The sequence below is a fragment of the Bradyrhizobium sp. 35 genome (genome assembly GCF_023073215.1).
GTDB classification, from domain to species: domain Bacteria; phylum Pseudomonadota; class Alphaproteobacteria; order Rhizobiales; family Xanthobacteraceae; genus Bradyrhizobium; species Bradyrhizobium canariense_D.
Genome location: NZ_JADPJC010000132.1, coordinates 11,354 through 30,876, shown reverse-complemented (window position 1 = coordinate 30,876; position 19,523 = coordinate 11,354). Strand labels below are relative to the sequence as shown.

14 protein-coding genes and 3 pseudogenes are annotated in these 19,523 nt (G+C 60.7%); 1 reads left to right on the top strand and 16 read right to left on the bottom strand.

Features of this window, described 5'->3' with window-relative positions; translation table 11 throughout:
* Positions 1 to 1,346 precede the first annotated feature (1,346 nt).
* Together IVB36_RS26970 and IVB36_RS26965 are read right to left on the bottom strand one after the other, a co-directional pair.
* A complete protein-coding gene (locus IVB36_RS26970; protein ID WP_018459078.1) occupies positions 1,347 to 2,165 on the bottom strand; it encodes an ABC transporter permease in 819 nt (272 codons plus the stop codon).
* A 113-nt stretch (positions 2,166 to 2,278) separates the two neighbouring features.
* Positions 2,279 to 3,073: an ABC transporter ATP-binding protein gene (locus tag IVB36_RS26965; RefSeq protein WP_026233730.1), complete on the bottom strand. Its 795-nt coding sequence runs from the start codon at positions 3,071 to 3,073 to the stop codon at positions 2,279 to 2,281.
* A 1,854-nt stretch (positions 3,074 to 4,927) separates the two neighbouring features.
* Here IVB36_RS26965 and IVB36_RS26960 point away from each other — a divergent pair.
* A pseudogene (locus tag IVB36_RS26960) lies at positions 4,928 to 5,191 on the top strand (transposase); the annotation flags it as partial.
* A 1,572-nt stretch (positions 5,192 to 6,763) separates the two neighbouring features.
* Here IVB36_RS26960 and IVB36_RS26955 read toward each other — a convergent pair.
* The 14 genes and pseudogenes from IVB36_RS26955 to IVB36_RS26890 form a co-directional block, all read right to left on the bottom strand.
* Entirely contained in the window at positions 6,764 to 7,729 is a 966-nt protein-coding gene (locus IVB36_RS26955; RefSeq protein ID WP_247393671.1) for a pantoate--beta-alanine ligase, read from the bottom strand.
* Positions 7,730 to 7,883: 154 nt separating this feature from the next.
* Entirely contained in the window at positions 7,884 to 9,371 is a 1,488-nt protein-coding gene (locus IVB36_RS26950) for a pentapeptide repeat-containing protein (protein WP_018459072.1), read from the bottom strand.
* 503 nt (positions 9,372 to 9,874) lie between these two features.
* Positions 9,875 to 10,432: a hypothetical protein gene (locus tag IVB36_RS26945; protein ID WP_247393668.1), complete on the bottom strand. Its 558-nt coding sequence runs from the start codon at positions 10,430 to 10,432 to the stop codon at positions 9,875 to 9,877.
* 8 nt (positions 10,433 to 10,440) lie between these two features.
* The gene (hypE, locus tag IVB36_RS26940; protein WP_247393664.1) at positions 10,441 to 11,481 is read right to left on the bottom strand and encodes a hydrogenase expression/formation protein HypE; all 1,041 of its coding nucleotides are present in this window, start codon (positions 11,479 to 11,481) and stop codon (positions 10,441 to 10,443) included.
* Positions 11,478 to 12,620, bottom strand: coding sequence for a hydrogenase formation protein HypD (gene hypD, locus IVB36_RS26935; protein WP_247393661.1), 1,143 nt, complete (start codon positions 12,618 to 12,620; stop codon positions 11,478 to 11,480). The genes hypE and hypD overlap by 4 nt, the downstream gene beginning before the upstream one ends.
* Positions 12,617 to 12,853 (bottom strand): HypC/HybG/HupF family hydrogenase formation chaperone, encoded by a 237-nt coding sequence (locus tag IVB36_RS26930; protein WP_018459070.1) that lies wholly within the window; start codon positions 12,851 to 12,853, stop codon positions 12,617 to 12,619. Before IVB36_RS26930 ends, hypD begins: the two co-directional genes overlap by 4 nt.
* Complete coding sequence (gene hypF, locus IVB36_RS26925; protein ID WP_247393657.1) at positions 12,853 to 15,108, bottom strand: carbamoyltransferase HypF; 2,256 nt, start codon at positions 15,106 to 15,108, stop codon at positions 12,853 to 12,855. Before hypF ends, IVB36_RS26930 begins: the two co-directional genes overlap by 1 nt.
* Positions 15,105 to 15,995, bottom strand: a complete 891-nt coding sequence (hypB, locus tag IVB36_RS26920) for a hydrogenase nickel incorporation protein HypB (protein ID WP_247393654.1) — start codon at positions 15,993 to 15,995, stop codon at positions 15,105 to 15,107. Before hypB ends, hypF begins: the two co-directional genes overlap by 4 nt.
* Positions 15,995 to 16,338: pseudogene (gene hypA, locus IVB36_RS26915) on the bottom strand (hydrogenase maturation nickel metallochaperone HypA). Before hypA ends, hypB begins: the two are co-directional and overlap by 1 nt.
* Complete coding sequence (locus tag IVB36_RS26910) at positions 16,331 to 17,425, bottom strand: nickel-dependent hydrogenase large subunit (RefSeq protein WP_247393652.1); 1,095 nt, start codon at positions 17,423 to 17,425, stop codon at positions 16,331 to 16,333. The pseudogene hypA and the gene IVB36_RS26910 overlap by 8 nt, the downstream one beginning before the upstream one ends.
* Positions 17,422 to 17,937, bottom strand: a complete 516-nt coding sequence (gene hybE / locus IVB36_RS26905; protein ID WP_247393650.1) for a [NiFe]-hydrogenase assembly chaperone HybE — start codon at positions 17,935 to 17,937, stop codon at positions 17,422 to 17,424. Before hybE ends, IVB36_RS26910 begins: the two co-directional genes overlap by 4 nt.
* Positions 17,934 to 18,143: a rubredoxin gene (locus tag IVB36_RS26900; protein WP_247393648.1), complete on the bottom strand. Its 210-nt coding sequence runs from the start codon at positions 18,141 to 18,143 to the stop codon at positions 17,934 to 17,936. Before IVB36_RS26900 ends, hybE begins: the two co-directional genes overlap by 4 nt.
* Positions 18,140 to 19,002, bottom strand: a pseudogene (locus tag IVB36_RS26895) (hydrogenase expression/formation C-terminal domain-containing protein). The gene IVB36_RS26900 and the pseudogene IVB36_RS26895 overlap by 4 nt, the downstream one beginning before the upstream one ends.
* On the bottom strand, positions 18,999 to 19,442 hold the full coding sequence (locus IVB36_RS26890; RefSeq protein ID WP_247393678.1) for a hydrogenase accessory protein: 444 nt from the start codon (positions 19,440 to 19,442) through the stop codon (positions 18,999 to 19,001). The pseudogene IVB36_RS26895 and the gene IVB36_RS26890 overlap by 4 nt, the downstream one beginning before the upstream one ends.
* Positions 19,443 to 19,523: the final 81 nt, after the last annotated feature.

Here is a 19,523-nt window from a genome sequence, read left to right as displayed (position 1 = left end):
TGGGGGCCTCAAGCCCCCAATCCCTGCAATCTCAAATGCCGCCGCAACCGGAAAACTGACTCCTGCTCAATCGCTTAGAGCCTTGTTCACGGACGACTCCATAACGACAGTTCTCAACAACACGCCTCATTCGGCAAGGCGGCCTTGACCGGCTTTCAACGAGCCACAAATTCTCGCCCGACCGTGACGTCCAGCGCGATCTCGGTGGGCGTGACAGCCCGCGCCACATGACGGTATTGCCGGGCGGCGGATCGCTGGCGCGGGCGAGATAACCGCCGAGCCGGGCGATCTTGATAAGATAGTGCGAGAGCGCTTTCTGTCTTGCTTTTGGCTTGTCGTTGACAAGGCAATCGAGCACGGCGATTTCAGTCACAGTCACCGCGAGCCGGGTGCTGTGCCCGGTGCGTGCTTTGCCGGCCCTCGTTCCCCTTGGCCTTGGCTCCGCCAGCTCCGTCACCGGTCGCCGGGCTTTGTTCGACGGCTTCGCAGCTACTATGCCGGATTCAGACTTCACTGGATCGTGCATCAACGGCTACGGCTCCTCGCCTTGCCGCCGCGGACCAGGCTGCTCAGTGAGCATCTGGCCGGAGAGAGCTCCCGGTTCCTGTACAAGAAGCTTCTGCACATGCCAGGGTTTGCGAGCACGCCGAAACGACTGGGCGCTCGCGATATCGCACCCCTTCGTGTTGCCTTCCGCTCAATTGACAGCGTCGGCTCTCGGGAAAACATTATTTCGCGGCTCAATGGCTGGCCTATGCACTCCCCTGCCGACGCTTCGCCGACACCCTCACGGATGCCTACGCACGGCTGGGGGAATCGCTACTCCTTCATGGTAGTGGAGTTCCACCACCTACTCCTTGCCGGTCTGCCGGCGCACCAACTTTAATGCTAGGGTGAAGACAGACAAATGCCAAGTAGTTGCGCGCAAGCTTTGGTATCGGATTGCGATGCGTCTGAAGTCCATTGGTCAGCTGAAGCGCTTCGATGCTCCACCGCACGGGCGCTTGTTGAAACAGAACGGTTGCTTCTTGTTGCTGCTGGTTGGGAGGACCCGCTCCCGGCCTTAGACGGCTCCGGCAGGAACAATGGAGCGCCGAGATCACGAGCCTGGATGGGTCGCATCAGGAGAATTGGCAACCCAATCTCATCGATAGCGACTCTGATCTTGGTGCTCAGTCCTCCGATAGAAAGGCCAATGGCGTGATCTTCACTCCCTTTTAGGCCCGATAGCTGGCGTGCTGGTGCGCTCGGATCATTTGCACTGTCGATCAGGGCATCGAACGCGGCGACCTGCATGCCCAGTGGCTCGAATAGGTCGTGGTTCGGTATGCTGCGCTTATGCCATTCTATTCGCCACTCGACAACAGCGAGCCGTTCTTTTTGGTGCTGCGCAAAAGGGAAAGGAATGCCCCAAAAGATGCAACCAGAAGGCCGGCATTGATGGCTAGCGCATCCAGCATCAGGTCAATGCGGAAGGTGTTCTCGATCAGCAGCGCCCGCATGCCCTCGAACACGTAAGTCGGCGGCAGCGCCCAGGCGACATATTGCAGCCAGACCGGCAGTACGCTGACGGGATAGTAGACGCACGCGAGCGGCATGATCGCGAACATCAAGGTCCAGACGATGCTCTCAGCGCCAAGGCCGTTCCGCAACACCAGCCCCGAGACGAAGATGCCAACGGCCCAGCTGGTGAAGATCAGATTGCAGAAGAACGCGATCAGCGGCAGGCCGAGTCCGTAGACGTTGAAGTGAAACAGGAACAGCGCGAGCAGCGTCATCGGGAGGACGCCGATCGCGAGCCGGATCAGGCTCATGATCATCAGCGACAGCAGAAGCTCGATCGGCTTGAGCGGGCTCATCATGAGATTGCCGATATTGCGCGCCCACATCTCCTCCAGAAACGAGATGGCGAAGCCGAGCTGTCCACGGAACAAGATGTCCCAGAGGATGACGGCGCCGATCAGGGTGCCGCCGGCGCTCGCGAAGAAATTGGCGTTCTGCGCGATGTAGAGCTGCAGGAAGCCCCAGGTAATCACCTGCAGCGCCGGCCAATACAGCAGCTCGAGCAGCCGCGGCCAGGACGACATCAGCAAATACCAATAGCGCAGGATCATCGCGGCGATGCGCTTGACCGAGATGCCGCGATGGAGGGAAAGCTCGATCATTGCGACACCGCCCGGATGGAGCGAAGCGCAATCCGGGGTCCTCGCGTCTGGATAGGCTGGTCCCGGATTGCGCTTGGCTCCATCCGGGCGACGGCTGAAACACAGGGGCCCCCTCATCGCGCCTCGTCCTTCGCACCGTTCGCGCGGCCGCGCGCGACATCCAGGAATACTTCCTCCAGCGTGGTGCGGTTGTAGCGGGCCATGATCGCCTCCGGCGTGTCGTCGTCCTCGATGCGGCCGCGCTTCATGATGATGACGCGGTCGCAGAGCCGCTCGACCTCGAGCATGTTGTGCGAGGCCAGCAGGATGGTGGCGTTGTGGTCCCGCCGGTAACGCTCCAGGTGCGCCCGCACCCAGTCGGCGGTATCGGGATCCAGCGAGGCGGTCGGTTCGTCGAGCAGCAGCAGCTCGGGCAGGTTGATCAGCGCTTTGGCCAGCGCGACACGGGTCTTTTGGCCCGCCGAGAGCTTGCCATTGGCGCGGTCGATGAACTGGGTAAGATCGAGCTCGTCGGCCAGTTTTGCGATGCGGCCCGGCAGGTTCTTGACCGCATAAAGCTTGCCGAAGATGGTGAGATTCTGCCGCACCGTGAGCCGCATCGGCATGTCGACATAGGGACTCTCGAAGTTCATCCGCCCCAGTACCGCAGCGCTCTCCTCGGGCATCCGATGTCCGAGGACCTGCACACGGCCGGAGGTCGGCAGCCCCAAGCCCATGATCATCGCGATAGTTGTGGTCTTGCCGGCGCCGTTGCCGCCCAGAAGCCCGGTGATGCTGCCGCGCGGGAGCGAAAAGGAGATGCCGTCGACCGCGCGAGTCTGCTTGTAGATCTTGAAGAGGTGGTCGACTTCGATCGCTGCGGACGTGGGACCGTCCGCCATCCGGTAAACCTTGTCATTGCGGGTCATGCGGGCCATTCTTGCTTACCCCTGGACGGACAATTGCTCGATGAGCAATTGAGTGCCTCTCTGGATGTGAGCCCTCGCTGGGATGGCACAGTTGCTCGGACACGGTACGATGGGTGTGTCCCTCTCGGCCAACCCGCCACAGCCGAACCAAACCGACTTTTTCATCGAGGATCGGTGGGGCGTCCAGCGTTCCCAAGTTGGCAACGATTCGCTCTCGGCGTTCTTGAATGATTCTGGTCGCGAAAGACGGTTCACTTCGTGCTCGAACATCAAGGTCTTGATCTCGTCTGGTTTGGCAGATCGCCTGAGAGGCTGCTAGTCGACCAGGGCGCCGTTGCTCGCGCGTGTCCGCTCCCATGAGGCTTTCGGTTCAAAGGTCGTGCGACATCCAGGGAGATTCGTATGACTTCGCCAGACATATGAATCGAGCTATATAGCACCATTTTGAAATGATTTATTCGACGATCGCGCAGGTTCAACTTCTTCATACGTAATTCGCACCTCGTGAGAATTCACTCCGCCTCAAGAAGGTGCGGGGCGGCCAAGCGTCGGCTCGTTGCTAGTCCTTCATACGCAGCCCCGCGTAGCGGATCGTTTCCAGCAAACAGCGTGCCAGCTGCAAGACCACGCCTTGATCGGCTGCGTACCATCAGATGATACTGAAGATGTGGGAAGCGCAGCGGATCGGCACTTCTTCAAATCGATAGCTGGATCAGATCGTCACCAGTTCAACGTCAGGTTCTAGCCACCAAATGGAAGAAATCGAACAGAACGTGTTGGGTATCCCCTCGCCAACACGTTACGCTCGCCAGCATGCTTCTGGAGCCGCCCCATCAGTTGATATTTGGTAGCCATGAGCAGGTAGCTATTCCGATGCTTATCGCGCCTTTCGCCAGCCCGAACTGGTGCCTACCGATCCGCGCCTTCGCTGTTGCAAACTAGGCGTATCGTTCGTGGGCTTTCGAAGCGCGCATCCGCGAAGGAATGACGTCTGCCGTCCAACTCCTTACAGCAACACACAACTTCCAGGATTCAAAGGCGAAGTGCTGCACCGCGCTGAGATCGTCAACAGTGGAACCAGGCGCTTGTTGCTCCAGAGCTCTAGCGCCATATTTCTGAAGGGGTGATCTGCCATTGAATATTTCCTCCGCATCGACCTAGATTTCGGCCTGACGAAGGACGGACAGAACGAAGGGAGCAAGGTTCGCGGAAGGAGGAGATTTCGCAGCCCTGAAGGGCAAGCGGCGGAGACAAAGTATGGCGATTAGACCCGCAACCGCTGTTGCGGCCAGACCAAGATGACATCCGTGCAGGTCGCTTCAAGATAAGTGGTCCGGACAGAGCGCCCATCTTTTTTAGCATGGTTTACGATACGAGGAACGAGCACTTCGTCATCATCTTTCCGAACGTCGCAGTCTGACGCCCGGCAATTTCAGTTGTCGCGACGCTTGCCTTCCTATCGCGCGCTCGCTAGTCCTTTTGTCACGAGATGAAGTCTCGTTTCAACTTGCCCAAGACTCGCTCTGTTCCCGTTCAACTTTGTGAAGCCTGCATGCAGTAGCCCAGTGAATACGATTAGGAGCGACGGCAATGGCGCGTGTTCTATCGATCTGATAATCACCCGCTCGATAAGAACACTAGCGATAAACGCGAGCATCACGGTGAGGACACGAATGCTCCCCTATACGGCATGCTCAGAGCCCGGAGAGAGAGAGAGAGAGAGAGAGAGAGAGAGAGAGAGAGAGAGAGAGAGAGAGAGAGAGAGAGAGAGCCGGCTCCCGAAATCTGAACAGGGCAATAAGTGGAGTTTCTGCCTGACGGCGGGCAAGATTGGTCCGCGAGACAAGAGAGACGATGAGCAGACGAGCACGCCGGAACCACACTCCGGCTCTCAAGGCGAAGGTAGCGCTTGCCGCCGTCAAGAGCGATCGAACACTGGCTCAGTGGCCGAGCAGTTCGGCGTCCAGCCGAATCAGATCAGATCGTGGAAAGCGCAGCTTGAACGCGGCGCGGCCGATATGTTCGGGCCAGGTCACGGTAACGCTAAGCCGTTACCCGCGATCGATGTGCAGTACGCTGCATGCCAAGATCGGGGAGCTGACGCTGGAGAACGATTTCTAAGAATCGGCAGCACCTAGTTTCAGGTCCAAGGGCCGTTTGAGGCTCCGGTCGCAAGTTCATGAAGGTCTTTGCCCGCGGTGAAAAGAACAAACAGCGGCGCGGAGTGATCGCTTAGACGGGAGGCATTGCGGCACGGTTACGAGGGCGGCCATGGTGACAGCCTGGGCGGTTCAATCGCGCTTGGCGGCTCGCCAATGTCTCGACCCCGAACAAGAATGAGGTAGACGACGCCCTCAAGTCCCGGAACTTCTGCAGCTGAAGAGCCGCGGTCACGACCGACGCTCTTCATTGCCACCGCGGGAGGGCCGAAGCGATGTGAAGGGGGCAGCGATAGTGCGCTGCGGTTCAAGGAGAACCACCCTGCTCTATTGGAAATCGGCGAGCGCTGACCTGAGTCGCCGTCAGGCCACGACGACCGCTACCGGGGCTGCGTCGAGCCCGCACCTGATCGAGCCGGATACACACGGGGCGGTCATCGACCTTGCCAAAGAGGTGGCACGAGACGCACGGTGTAGCGAGATGACTCGCACGATGCGTTGCGGAACGTGTTCATCGACATAGCCATCGAGAAATGCGCGAGGAGATCGAGCGCTTCGGCCGGATCGCTCCCGAATAATCATACCGCCAAAAGAGTCACTGAGGCTAATTAGGTACAGACCCCTTCTGTAATGGCTCCAATGATGTCAAGCCTCCCTAGTTAATGTCACACCGCCGAGCTCATGCTTCTGTTCGTGGTCAACGCCTGGCCGCACATCATACTGTCAGAGGGAGGAGTGAGCCCATCTAGACACGCGTGGTTCGTCGGACGGAGAAGATTTTCGCGGTTCAATGTGTGGCTGTTTCTCTGTGACAGATAGAGCAGGTGCTGACTGCTCGCGAAGCGAGAGATCGATACGCCGCGCTTATGGCTCCCGCTGCCGTTTCAACATTGGATACATCACCCGTTTTACGGATCTGCTTCCGAAAACCAGACACATCGCGATGCAACCGGAAGTCGGACGTGCTTTAGCGAGCTGGAAAATCATCATCGCCGCCAGATCAAAAGGATTGGAGTAAGGTATAGCGACTTAGCGAGGATCCGCTCGCAATGAATGTCACGATCAGGTGAGCACCGTCACATGTTTCCTCCGAGACAATCGGGACTGGCCAAGCACCGACAAGCCGCCAGCGACAATGCCTAGGCGAGCGATTCGTGCGCGCAACACACCCCAAGAAGCACTAATCAGTCTCGGCTTAACGAGCGTCTATGCGCGTTTAGTTTTTCTCTCAGAATGCTTGCGGCCGTCGTCGAGTGGCGCGCCACCGCTTGCAAGCCAGACCGTTCCAACCATCGGGATCATGGTTGAGCGTATCGACTCGTTGCAGCACATCAAGGAGACCATCTCAGCCTGATCCCGTCGTTTCCTTGAACAAACCCTTCGGGCTAAGAGCTCATCTTCTTCAGGGCAACTCCGGGACGATCGACTTCAGAGGGTGTTGAAGCCGCATTGCAAACCACCACGCCGAGGACCTTCCCTAAAAAGCGTCTTACCTGATTGAGAGCCAATGCGAGAACCGTCGCCCGTCTCTTCAAGCTCGCGACTGTGCATGGACGTCAGACTCGCACCTTTTGGGCAAATCGATCCATATATCTGCAGGACCATCCAAAAGTGTATCTTGATCCGGCACATAGATATTGTCCGGCACTCTGAGGCCGTGACCAACGGCGACTCCACTGATTATAAAGGGAAGCTCGATCTGCTTCTGATCTTCAAAGCTGTCCGCGCCAACAATTCGGAGACTTTCCAATTCAAACAGTCGGAATGTGATCAGCGGTTTTGCCGATTCTAACAGATCTTGGGCGCAAGACACTCCCCGCGCGGCCTGTTTTCTTAACTGATTCAGAGCCATGAAAAGGGACGAAAGCTCGTCCAGCTCGGAAGGATTGAAGTGTCGCAAACGCGACGAAATAGGCACTCCATTCTTGTATCGTACTGTCGGCACAAATCGTATCTCGCAATCAAGAAGCAGGTCTGCGACCGCTTGTTTCACCAGAAGGGCCTGTTCAATATCCTTTAAACCGAAATAACTGCGAGTTGGGCGCGCAAAACAAATCCAGCGGATGCATCCGGTGATACCTTCCTTTAGGAGCCCATGAGGCCCGCTCGCCCTCAGCGGATAATCCCCTTGAGACACAAAGGTGCGATATCCTGGCGGAAACATCTCCGCGTCGGTCGTTGAAATGACGACAGAAGCGCCCGCTCCCAGCGCAAGCGCAATGTCGTCCTCCAAATTGAACTCGTACTCAGGACCTGGGCTAAGCTGAATCTTGTTCGGATAGACTGTGACAATGGCCACATCGTTCTCGGCTGCCGCCCTTCTGATTAACTCCGCGTGGCCCAGATGCAACGCTCCTAAAGTGTGTACTGTGCCGACAGTTTGACCTCTTCTCGCTACGTCCATAATGAAGGTCTTGCCAGCTGAAAGAGACGCTAGATGCATGTTTCCTACTCCGTCTTGTTGATTGCCCGGCGGCCCTGCTGCTCGATCAGACATGACGCATGGCGAGCGCTACCGGCCACATCGACCCCCGCCGCGAATGAGCTCATGAGCGCCTGGAGTCCGGCCACAACGGGGACGCATCCCGCTTCTCCATTTTCCTTCTTTGTGATGAGAGGCGCCCCAGATCGTCATGCGTCCTTTGGCCCAATCACGTCGATCCTTCTCGACCGCGTTTCATTAGCGATGAGAACTCAGCCAGATACTCTGAAGGTTCGGATTTCTGATCTTCCACGTCCTTCAAAGCAGCCTGGAGCCCAGGACATCTGTCTGCAAAGAACGGCGGTTCAAACGTCGTTATCATTGCATCCGAGAAGTCTGTTTTTACAAAGCTTGCCTGGAAAGGTGAAATTCCACTCAAGTTGGTCTTGCAGAGCGAGGATTGATTCATTCGAACGTATGCCGTACGCGCTGCTTCCAGGTTGCTGCCAGTCATTCCTGCGGCAATATATGACTGAACAAGGTTGGCTCCCTCGAAATTGGCACGGTTCAAAGCCATGGACTGAGGAGGATCACCGGTAATCATCGAGCGATATAGGTACGCCTGCGAAAAATCTGAATCATCGATATCGCAGTCCCGCATAAACGCACAGCGCGCACGGAAGCCGCGCAACTGGGCGGACCGCATCGTGCTCTCGAAGATCGAAATGGCTTCCCCTGATGCGCGAGATAGATCAGCTCCATCGAGCTGGCAAGAACGGACTGATACTCCGTTCAACACCGCGCCGACCAGGTTGGCATTGGCGAGGTTTACGGACAGAAGTCGCGCCTCCGATAGATCTGCCTCCTCGAGCTCCGCCCTCGCGAGATTTGAGAGGCTGAAATCCGCAAAGGGGGCGCTCAGCGCTTTGGCCAGAATGCGACCGCTCGCCTTTGAAAGCCTGAGATAGGGAAGATGAGCGTCTTCTAGCACTAGCTGATCGATCGAAGTGGGGCGGACGATTGATAGAAACTCGCCCCTTGACTGCGAGAGCGAGCTGCCGGTCAGATGCGCCTTCGTCATCGTAACTTGGTTTAGCTTGGCAAAATGGAAGGACGAGTAAGGCAGGTAGCATTCATTGATGGTCGATCCTTGCAATTCGGCGCCATCAAAAACAGCCTGGCTCGCGTCACATTGATAGAAGAGGACGCCACTTAGGACTGCGTTGTCGAAACGGGTCCTTCGCATGCTGCACCCGTGGAATAGGCTACCGGTTGCATCGATGAGATTGCGCAAACTTGCATCATCGAAATTACAGACCTGCGCGGCAATAGCATGCATATACGCAAAATCGAGCTTGGCTCCGCGGAAGCTTGCGCGCTCTAATCCGGGGCAAACAAGGTTGGCCTCCGACAGATCGGCCCCATCCAGCTTCGCTCCGTGGAGTTGCGCACGATTGAGGATGCATCGCCGCAACGGAAATCCGGATAGATCGTGACCGGTGAAGTTCTCGGAAGATAGCCGCAGGCCGATGCCGGACTTCTTGACGGCGTCCTCAGTTCGCCTTTCCACCGCAGCCAACGCAGACGCCCGATCACTGTTTCGGCTCCAGTAGCGGACGAAATCACCATCTGCCGAGGACTGGCTTTTCGTCGTTGCACGGATACTTAGCTCCTCATGCACGCCGAAGTGGCTGTTGGTATCAATGGCTTGCGTCATTGTCGACAGTTTCCATTCTCGATGGCGAGCGCACTTTGTTAGTCTCGTTTGGCGCGCGTTTTGCGTGGCCGTCTGTTTCAGGTAGCCGAGGTTTGCCGCGAGCGCCTCTTGGGATTTCTTTCTGCGACTTAAGCATCATCCCTCATCAGGATTTAACTTACCTGACCGGGCCTCTTGAATTGTGCCATCACGAACCGACACGCACGAAAAGCCTGAGCAAGTTGTAGCAGACGGAGTTGGTCTCCCAGGACCTCACCCTTGGGGTACTTAATCGGTCCGTCGAGCAGTCGAGCGAAAAACGCCGCAACTTCGGCTGACCCCGAGTTCGTGAGCTAACAGTCGGACTCACGATGCACTTCAATAGCAACATCTGTGCCATTCCTCATCTATCGTGATAGACATTGAATCATTGTCTAGAAACGGCGCTCGGCAGAAGCCGTCTGGGCTGGCAACTGACAAGGAGCGCGTCCTGTCACAAACCGGACAATGGTTCACAACGCTCGTTACGGCGGGTCCTCCTTGTTCTCTATCGCTTCGACCACAAGTGCGATGTCCCTTTCCGTGACCGTCGAGAGTCGATTGCCCCAATGCACGTAGGCGCATTCTCCAGATGTCCTATTGAGCCACAATGCGCCGCCTGCGTTCCTCAGTTTTCGTTCCGGCGACGCAGCTCCGTTCCGGAATTTCGCCGACAACGTCGCGCGAGGTTCCGAGGGCGGAGTTCGGGTCAGAAGTTCACATGCAGGACGTGCAATTGCATTGTAGGCGCCGATAGGCCTTCGCTTTTTTTGAGTCGGCGGTGCCGGATGGGGGCGAGGGGTGATGAGCCTGAAGAAGCGCTCGACCTGGTCGAGGCAGGAAGGATAGGGCGGAAGAGAATGTGCCAGCGCGGACTTCAGGCGAGCCAGCTCCTTTGGATGCCGATACAGCGCAACGCTTTCGCGGGTCGCGTCGGGATGGATATCGAGCTCGACGGAGACCTCATGGCCACGCTCGCAGAGTTCGACATGCAACCGCTGCGTCAAGTTGTTGAAGGAATGCGACAAAAGCAGAATGCGCATCCTGAGCCTCAACAGATCCGGGGTAATTGTTCGCCCGATAGCCAGTCGACGATCCTTCCGCCGCCAAAGCTCGTCGCCATCTGCACGAAATGCTGGTCGTCTGCCACAGCCTCGCCGATCTCGGCGGCATCACGGCCGAGCGGATGCACCCGCATCGCCACAAGCACGGCTGCTGCAACCTCGGGCGCCACGATCGCTGCCAGCTTCCCTTCGTTGGCGACGTAGAGCGGATCGAGCCCGAGCAGTTCGCAGGCCGCAACAACACCGGGCTTCACCGGGATCGCCGCCTCCTGAAGTTGGAAGCCGAGGCCGGACTGCTGGGCAATCTCGTTCAGCGTCGCGGCGAGCCCACCGCGGGTCGGATCGCGCATCAAACGGATGCCCTTGCCGCCGGCCGCCAGCATGCTCGCGACGATATCATGCAACGACGCGGAATCCGAGACGATCTCGGTCTCAAAAGCGAGGTTCTGGCGTTTGGACATGATGGCGACGCCATGATCCCCGAGCGTTCCAGAAATCAGGACACGATCGCCGACGCGGGCATTCCCGGCAGAGAGGTCGAGTCCGGCAGGCACGACACCGATCCCGGCGGTCGAGATGAACAGGCCGTCGGCCTTGCCGCGCTCGACGACCTTCGTGTCACCGGTGATGATGTAGACGCCCGCGGCTCGCGCGGCCTCGCCCATGGAATCCGCAATCATCTTCAGGTCGGACAAACGAAGACCTTCCTCGATGATGAAGCTCGCCGAGAGATAGAGGGGCCGCGCGCCGGCCATGGCGATGTCGTTGACCGTGCCATGCACGGCGAGCGAGCCGATATTGCCGCCGGGAAAGAACAGCGGCGAGACCACATAGCCATCGGTCGTCATCACCATGCGCCCGGCGCCGACATCGAACGCAGACTGGTCGTTGCCGCACGCCAGCCATTCATTGCCGAAGGCCTCGTGGAACAGGCCCGAGATCAGTTGCGACATCGCGCGGCCACCGCATCCGTGGGACAGGTCGACGCAGCCGTTCCTTATGTCGAGCTTGCGCTGATGGGCTTTCATGACGCCCGCCGTTGCTGATGATCGCGGAAGCGGCCGTAGGTCCAGTGTGCCGCACATGCACCCTCGGACGAGACCATGCAGGACCCCATCGGCGCCTCCGGCGTGCACACCGTGCCGAACAGCTTGCAGTCAACCGGCTTCTTCACGCCGCGCAGGATGGCGCCGCATTCACAGGCCGGATTGTCAGCAACCCGAAGCTCGTTCATGTCGAAGCGGACCTCGGCGTCGTATTTGTCGTAGGCCCGCTTCAGCTTGAGCCCGCTATAAGGCACCAGGCCGAGACCGCGCCACTCGAACTGGTCGCGCAGCTCGAAGATGTCGGAGACCTCCTCCTTGGCGCGCAGATTGCCGTCACGGGTCACTGCGCGGCTATACTGGTTCTCCACCTCATGTCGGTGCTCGTTGACCTGCCGCACCAGCATCAAGATCGCCTGCATCATGTCAAGCGGCTCGAAGCCCGCGATCACCACCGGCCTGCCGAATTCTTCGGCAAAGTACTCGTAAGGCTCGGTGCCGATGATGGCCGAGACATGGGCCGGCCCGACGAAGCCGCCGATCTCGACGGGGCCGATATTGCGGATATCGGGGCTTCCCAGGATGTTCTGCATCGCCGGCGGCGTCAGCACATGATTGCAGAACACGCTGACGTTCTTGAGCTGCTTCTTCTGGGCGAGCCGGATCATCACGGCGGTCGGCGGCGTCGTGGTCTCGAAGCCGATGGCGAAGAACACGACCGAGCGGCCGGGAATTTCTTCCGCAACACGGATTGCATCAATCGTGGAATAAACCATACGGACGTCGGCGCCGCGCGCCTTAGCCTTCAGCAGCGAGGCACCCTGCGAGCCCGGCACCCGCATCAGGTCGCCGTAGACGCAAAGGATCACGTCCGGCCGTTCGGCGAGCCGGATTGCCATGTCGATGCGTCCCGCTGGCAAGACGCAGACAGGGCAGCCGGGGCCGTGGATCATCCGCACGTTCTTCGGCAGCATGTCCTCCAGCCCGTAGCGGGAGATTGCATGCGTGTGGCCGCCGCAAAATTCCATGAAACGATAGGATTTTTCCGGATCGGCCTCCGAGCGAATCGCCATCGCCAATCCCACCGCGATCTCCTTGTCGCGAAACTCGTCGGCATATTTCATTGCGCGGCCTCCCGGCTTTCGGCGCCGATTTCACGCAACAGCTCCAGGGTCCGCTGCGCCTCCTGCGCATCTATCTTGGTCAGGGCGTACCCCACATGGATGATCACGTAGTCGCCGACGGCGAGGTTTTCGATCAGCGCCACCGAGATCTCCTTGCTGACACCATCGATCGAGACGACGGCCATGTCGTCGGGCAAGAGCTTTGTGACCTCAGCAGGTATGGCGAGACACATCAGGCGTTTCCCTCCGGGCCTTGCTGCTCGAGGAGTTGGAGCGCGGCGACCCAGGCCTGCCCGAGGCTGAGGCCTCCGTCATTGGACGGCACCTGGCGAGGCAGCAACGGCGAGAGCCCGGCGGCGACGCAGCCGCGCCCGATCTCGTCTGCGAGGATCGCGTTGAGGAAGCAGCCACCGCTCACGATGACAGTCGTGACGCTGGTCTCCAGTGCCGCGCGCGCGATCCAGTCGATGCAGGCGGCGGCGAAGGTGCCATGGAAGAGCTCGGCCCCATCGACCGGATCGACGGCAAGGCGTGCGAGCAAGGGGAAAAGAGACAGCACGCCACTCTCGATCGTCCAGCCGTCCTCGGCGAGGCGCGGTGTGCGGACACGCGCTTCCAGCTTCATTGCGGCTTCGCCCTCGTAACTCTGCACCGGACAGAGACCAAGCAGCCCCGCCGCCGCGTCAAACAGCCGGCCGGCGCTGGTCGTCGTCGCCACGCCGGGCTGGTCGAGCATAGCGCAGAGACGCGCAGCCTGCGGCTGCATCGCAAAGCGCTTCGCAATCGCGTCGCCGCGCCGCAAGGCATGCAGCACGCTCGCCGCCATGCGCCACGGCTCGCGCGTCGCGCGATCGCCACCCGGCATCTTCATCGGGGCCAGATGTCCGAGTCGCCGGAAGCGTGCACCATCGCACGAGAGCAACTCGCAGCCCCAATTGCCACCGTCGCTGCCATAACCGAAGCCGTCGAGCACCAGCGCCAACGCCGGCCCTGCGACGCGATGTTCCGCCATCACGGATGCCGCATGGGCATGGTGATGCTGGACCGCGATCAGCCGCCTCCCGCTGGCTTCGGCGAAACGGGTAGAGGCCATGTTCGGATGCAGGTCGTGGGCGATGACGACTGGGTCGATGTCCAGCGTCGAGAGCAGGTGATCCACGGTCTCCTCGAAAAAGCGAATGCCTTCCGCGGTGTCGAGATCGCCAATGTGCTGGGAGACGAAGGCTTCGTTGCCGCGGATGAGGGTGACCGTCGACTTCAGCGCGCCGCCGACCGCAAGCACCGGCGGGACCGACTTCGCGAGCCTAATCGGCTCTGGAATATAGCCGCGTGCGCGGCGGATGAACTGCGCCCGCCCCGCGACTACCGACACGACAGAGTCGTCCGCGCGGGTGACGATATCGCGGTCGTGCGTGACGATCAGGTCGGCGATGCCGGCAAGCCGCCGTTTGGCCTCGTCATTGACGATCACCAGCGGCTCGCCGCCAGGATTGGCGCTGGTTGCCACGATCGCCCAACTTGCGCCGTCCGCTCGCGGATGCCCCGAATTGAGCGCCTTCAGCACCAGATGATGCAGCGGCACGACGGGCAGCATGACCCCGATCCGCGACAGCTCCGGCGCAATCGAGGGCGCGAGCATATCGCGGGATCTCATCAGCACGATTGGCCGCGGCGAGGATTCCAGCAGCGCGAGCGCGACCGCATCGATTTCAGCGATCTCCCCGACCACATCCGCCGAGCCGACCATGACGGCGAACGGCTTCTGGTTGCGATGCTTCCGGTGGCGCAGACGCCACACGGCCGCATCTTCACGGGCATTGCACAGCAATTGATATCCGCCGAGCCCCTTGATCGCGACGATCCTCCCGTCGGCGATCGCAGTGGCGATCTGTTTGGTACCATGACTGATCCTTGGCCCACATCGCGGGCAGGCAATTGCTTCGGCGTGGAAGCGACGGCTCGCCGGATCGGCATAGTCTGCTGCGCAGGCCGTGCACATCGCGAAGCGCCTCATCGCGGTGGTACCGCGGTCATAGGGCAGCCGCTCGGCGATGGTGTAGCGCGGGCCGCAATGGGTGCAGTTGACGAAAGGATAGAGATGGAAGCGGCTCGCCGGATCAAACAGCTCGCTCAGACACTGCGGACAGGTGGCGGCATCGGCGGCGATCCGGGTCGAGACCTTGCCCTGCTCACTGGCGCGGATGTGGAACTCGTCGCTTTCGGTGATGCCGACCGGTTGCACTGAAATCTCGTCTATCCGAGCAAGTGGCGGTTTTTCCAGCGGGAGCGCATGGACAAAATCGGCGGCGCGGTCGCCCTCGACCTCGATCACCACGCCATCGGGATCATTGGCAACGAAGCCGCCGAGCCGATAGCGCGCGGCGAGGCCGTAGACGTACGGACGAAAGCCCACGCCCTGCACGGCGCCGCGCACATGCAGGCGCAGCCGTCTTCGCTCTCGCGCCATGGCCTCGCCGCTCATGCTCATCCCGACACCGCCATCTCGGTCGGCTTCATCTGTGCAACTCGCTTACGAATCCAAGCATAGAATGCCGCAAAACCCTCACCGGTGCACGCCGACACCGTCAAAACCTCGATCTTCGGACTGACCCGGCGCGCATATTCGATCGTCCTTGCAAGATCGAAGTCGAGTACGGGCGCAAGATCGATCTTGTTGATCAGCATCAGAGAGGAGGCTGCGAACATGTCCGGATATTTCAGCGGCTTGTCCTCGCCTTCCGTGGTCGAGAACACCACGATCTTGCAGGCCTCGCCGAGATCGAACGCCGCGGGACAGACGAGATTACCGACGTTCTCGATGAAGAGGATGCCGCCGTTAAGCCAGGACAAGCGGTCATAGGCTGCGCCGACCATGGCGGCATCGAGATGGCAGCCCTTGCCGGTATTGACCTGGATCGCCGGCACGCCGGTCGAGCGAATCCGTTCGGCATCGTTGGAGGTCTGTTGATCGCCTTCGATCACGCCGATGGGAAAGCTGTCCTTCAGCTCGGACACGGCGCGAACCAGAAGCGAGGTTTTTCCGGCGCCGGGGCTCGAGACCAGGTTGAAGACGAGCAGGTCGTCGGTGCGGAAGCGCGCGCGGTTGTCGGCGGCAAGCCGATTGTTCTTGCCGAGAATGTCACGCTCGACTTGGATGATGCGGTCGCTGCTCATGCCGGCGATCTGCTGGCCTGCCGGGTTGGCGCTGCAATCGACCAGTCCGCCATCGCGGGGCGCGTGATCATGATGATGGTGATGGTCGTCGCTGTGCCCATGATGATGCGAATGATCGTACCCATGGGAATGATCATGGGAATGATCATAGGTGTGTTCTGTGGACGCTTTGGCATCGCGGCAACCGCATACCGTGCACATCAGTCGACCTCCAGTTCCCTCACGCGCATGTCTTCGCCGTCGGTCACCTGCAATTGATAGCTGCCGCAGGACGGACACGGCTCATAGCGCTGCTTGATCTCGACGCCTTTGGAGCAGGCCGCGCACCAGGCCGCTCCCGGCGTCTCGACGATCTCGAGCCTTGCTCCTTGCGCAATGGTGCGCGCGGCGACGGCCTCGAAGCAGAACTTCATCGCCTCAGGCGCAGCATGGCTGAGCGCGCCGATCTCCAGGCACACACGACGTTCACCCTAGCGAAGGCGCGCTTGCGCGACTCCTCTTGGATAATCTCGACGATTCCCTGGCACAGCGCCATCTCATGCATGGCCGATCTCGCGGAAGCTGAGGCTGAAGCCGACGCACGGATCGAACGAGCCGACGAGCGCGCGGACCGCATCCAGCCCCTGCCGGCCCCCGGCGAGAACGGAGCCCTGGAGGCTACGAACCAACGGCCCGCGGGCATGGAAATTCCACTCCGTCGGCGCCAAGAATTCGAAGCGGAGGATGCGGTCTTCATCGTCGAGCTCGACGGCATGATAGAGCCGGCCCCGAGCGCATTCGACGGCACCCGCGCCTCTGCCGGTCCCCAGCCGGTAGCTCTGGAGGACACCGTCCTCGACTGTCCCATCGTCCGCCTCGAGGAAGCCGCAGAGCCGCGCCACTTCCGCGATCCGCGCCTTCAGACGCTCGGCGGGCCCCGCGCCCGGCGGCAGGATCGGCTCGCGCCTAACCCGCCGCGCCCAGACGCCGGTCTCCGGAATCCGGCCATGGAGATCAGGCGCATCGGAGAATATCGCGCCATCGGCGAGCAGCCGCATGACGATTTCGAGATCGTCGGCTGCCGACAGGAATGACTGTTCGACGACCGGCGGCAACAAGGCATCGCCATCGAAATTCGCAAGATGTACCGCCAGCGCGCTGCCGGCCCCGGGGGTTTGCTCCTCGCTCGCGATCCCGAGCGCGGTGAGCGATGCCCTGATCTTCGCCACCGCCTCGCGGCGCGAGACCGCCTCCCCGCGCTCGGCGATGCTGCCACCCAGAACGGCCGTGGCCTCCATCATGGCACGAACCGCTGCGGCGCCGGCGCCGTCAAGCGTGAGACGGCCAACGCACAGGCCGCGTAACAATTCGGTCAGGCGTTCGGCGACGACAGCGACGACGCGACCGCGCTCGATCTGGAGACCGGCATCCTCGCCCCGCGCCGCCTCGACCGCGGACAGGAAAGCTACCTGATGCGCCATCGAGCACAGGGAGAACAGACGCGGCAGCACCGACGGCAGTGACGAGGCCAGCTTTCCCGCGAACAAGCGCGTCAACGGCGGCCGGCTGCGCGGCCGGATTGCAACGTCGGCGATCGTGCCGCCGGCGAGCCACACCGTGATGTCGATCTCGTTCCGGAAGGCCAGGCTCATCCGCACCGCTCCGTCAGAACACCGCGCAGGAAGTTACCCCGATCGATCGGGCTTGTTGCGGGCTCGCGACGACGGACCGCCTCCTCCCTGTTGGCCGGCAGCATCAGCTCGGCGAAGGTCGCTTCGGCCGTCGCCCGCGCGGCGACCATGTCCGCAAACTGGAACATCGGCGAGAACAGCGAGCAGCTCGCGATCAGGCCCATTTGTCCGACCTCGCTGAGAGTGAATTCGACATCGCCCGCAGGGAAGCGGATTTGCAAGCTCGGGCCCGAAGTATCCCGCGCGATCGCGCCCGCCGGGATCACCACGTTCATGAACCAGGGCGTGACCATGATGCCGATCGTCGTGCCGTTGAACCAGCGGAAACCGACCGCTTCGACGCCGAGCGCGTCGTTGTAGATCGGCAGATCGCGCATCGCGCGCTCGCCGATCTCCCGATAGCTTCCTGCCAAGAGCTCGCCCCACGCTTCGGCGTTGGCGTCGCTGGCAGGAATTTGCGCATCTGCCGTCATGACTGGAGCGCCATGAACTTGGATTTTGGAGAGTCGCAGTTCGGGCAGCACCAGTCTTTCGGCAACGCCGCGAACGGAGTGCCGGGCGCGATCTGTGCCACCCCGTCGCCATCGCTGGGATCATAGACCGTCCAGCAGATGCTGCATTCCAGCCGCGTGACATCAGCGATGTCCTGGCGCACCCCAAAATTCTCGAACCCGCTCATTTGAAATAGGCCTCGATCATCTCCTGAAGCCGCTCAGCCGAGTCCTCGAAATCCTCGTTAGCCGCAATCGCCACCGTGGGCACGCCGCCGACCTCCAGCGTATCGAGGATGACGGTGTCCATGGCGTTGAAGAACTGCACCGACCAGACATTGCGGATGCCCGTGGAGAGCACCCGGCAGGTACCGTAGCCGCGAGAACGCAGTTGATCGGCCCGTTCTTGATCGTGTCCTGGAGAAAACTCATGTCGACCGGGCTCATCGGCAGCAGCGTGAAATTGATGATCTGCGAGCGGATGCCCGGCCGTCATGCGAGCGCCCGCTCGCGGATTTCCGCAAGCACCGGCAGCACGTTCATGGCCCCTTCGGGGGCCTGCCCGATCTCGAAATCCGCAGCCGTGAGATCGGCAGCGGCGCGCTTCACGATCTCCGGGATCGGCCCGACCTCGAGGTATTCGTGATTGGCGTCGCTCCCGAGCCGCACGCGCCAGATCCCGGCCAGCACAGATTCCTGGATCTGCGCCAACGATCCATCGGGCAGCGCAACCACGGCGGCCGCTTCGCCCTCGCCCATCACGTCGGCAATCAGCTTGCGCTCGAGGTCGTTGAGATTGCTAAGCCGAAACAGTTGCGTCGGCATGTCGGCCTTCTGGCTCGCGATCGCTGCGGCCACGTTCGACAACAGCTCGATGGCGTTCGGGCAGATCCTGGCGAGTTCCGCGCTGTCGAGCGTGGCAAGCTTCGCCAAGGCACCGGCCGCGGTCAGGCTGCCGCCCGTCGCGTTCAGGCTCTCATCGCCGATCGGAAACACGTTGATCGGCTCCTCCGCGCCCTCGGGCACAGTCCAGAAACCCGCTTTCATAGTTCAACACCTTGGCGGTGCTGGGGAACGATGGTCATCATGACAACGGCGCTCGTGCCGCGCGGACGGTCGATCAGCTTTGTGATGCGGTCGACATAGATTGACCAGTCCTGGATCTTCGCGATCAGCTCGAGTGTCTCGCCGCTGGCGACGAAGATCAGCGTCGGCTGCACGCGCACGCCAAAACGGTGGCCGAGTTCGCTCTCGGCACCGCGGGCGATCACCGCGGCACGCAACCCACCCTTGAATGCCTCGATCAGCTCCGGCAGCACGACCCTGACATCGATCGCCTCCGGAAAACGCGCGGGGTCTCCCGCCGACAGCAACACGGCGATGGCGCGGGCCTCGTCGGTCGTGTTCAGAAAACGATCGACCGTCGCAGCATCCACCTCGGGCAAGCCACGCCGCGCCAGATCCTGCCTTCCCTGCTGTAATTTCATCAGACCTCCCCTGACAAGCTTATGATTCTGCTGGGAACAGCGATCAGCAAGGTACGTGCCAAGGACGGCTATCACGTTTCC

What these genes read in the sequence shown, in the direction of transcription:
- hypD (WP_247393661.1), bottom strand. Translation starts at nt 12,620, where the DNA reads ATGAAATATGCCGACGAGTTTCGCGACAAGGAGATCGCGGTGGGATTG.
- hypB (WP_247393654.1), bottom strand. Translation starts at nt 15,995, where the DNA reads ATGTGCACGGTATGCGGTTGCCGCGATGCCAAAGCGTCCACAGAACAC.
- IVB36_RS26930 (WP_018459070.1), bottom strand. Translation starts at nt 12,853, where the DNA reads ATGTGTCTCGCCATACCTGCTGAGGTCACAAAGCTCTTGCCCGACGAC.
- IVB36_RS26955 (WP_247393671.1), bottom strand. Translation starts at nt 7,729, where the DNA reads ATGTCTGATCGAGCAGCAGGGCCGCCGGGCAATCAACAAGACGGAGTA.
- IVB36_RS26945 (WP_247393668.1), bottom strand. Translation starts at nt 10,432, where the DNA reads ATGCGCATTCTGCTTTTGTCGCATTCCTTCAACAACTTGACGCAGCGG.
- IVB36_RS26910 (WP_247393652.1), bottom strand. Translation starts at nt 17,425, where the DNA reads ATGAGCCTGGCCTTCCGGAACGAGATCGACATCACGGTGTGGCTCGCC.
- hypE (WP_247393664.1), bottom strand. Translation starts at nt 11,481, where the DNA reads ATGAAAGCCCATCAGCGCAAGCTCGACATAAGGAACGGCTGCGTCGAC.
- IVB36_RS26890 (WP_247393678.1), bottom strand. Translation starts at nt 19,442, where the DNA reads ATGAAATTACAGCAGGGAAGGCAGGATCTGGCGCGGCGTGGCTTGCCC.
- IVB36_RS26965 (WP_026233730.1), bottom strand. Translation starts at nt 3,073, where the DNA reads ATGACCCGCAATGACAAGGTTTACCGGATGGCGGACGGTCCCACGTCC.
- IVB36_RS26900 (WP_247393648.1), bottom strand. Translation starts at nt 18,143, where the DNA reads ATGAGCGGGTTCGAGAATTTTGGGGTGCGCCAGGACATCGCTGATGTC.
- hypF (WP_247393657.1), bottom strand. Translation starts at nt 15,108, where the DNA reads ATGAGCATGAGCGGCGAGGCCATGGCGCGAGAGCGAAGACGGCTGCGC.
- IVB36_RS26970 (WP_018459078.1), bottom strand. Translation starts at nt 2,165, where the DNA reads ATGATCGAGCTTTCCCTCCATCGCGGCATCTCGGTCAAGCGCATCGCC.
- hybE (WP_247393650.1), bottom strand. Translation starts at nt 17,937, where the DNA reads ATGACGGCAGATGCGCAAATTCCTGCCAGCGACGCCAACGCCGAAGCG.
- IVB36_RS26950 (WP_018459072.1), bottom strand. Translation starts at nt 9,371, where the DNA reads ATGACGCAAGCCATTGATACCAACAGCCACTTCGGCGTGCATGAGGAG.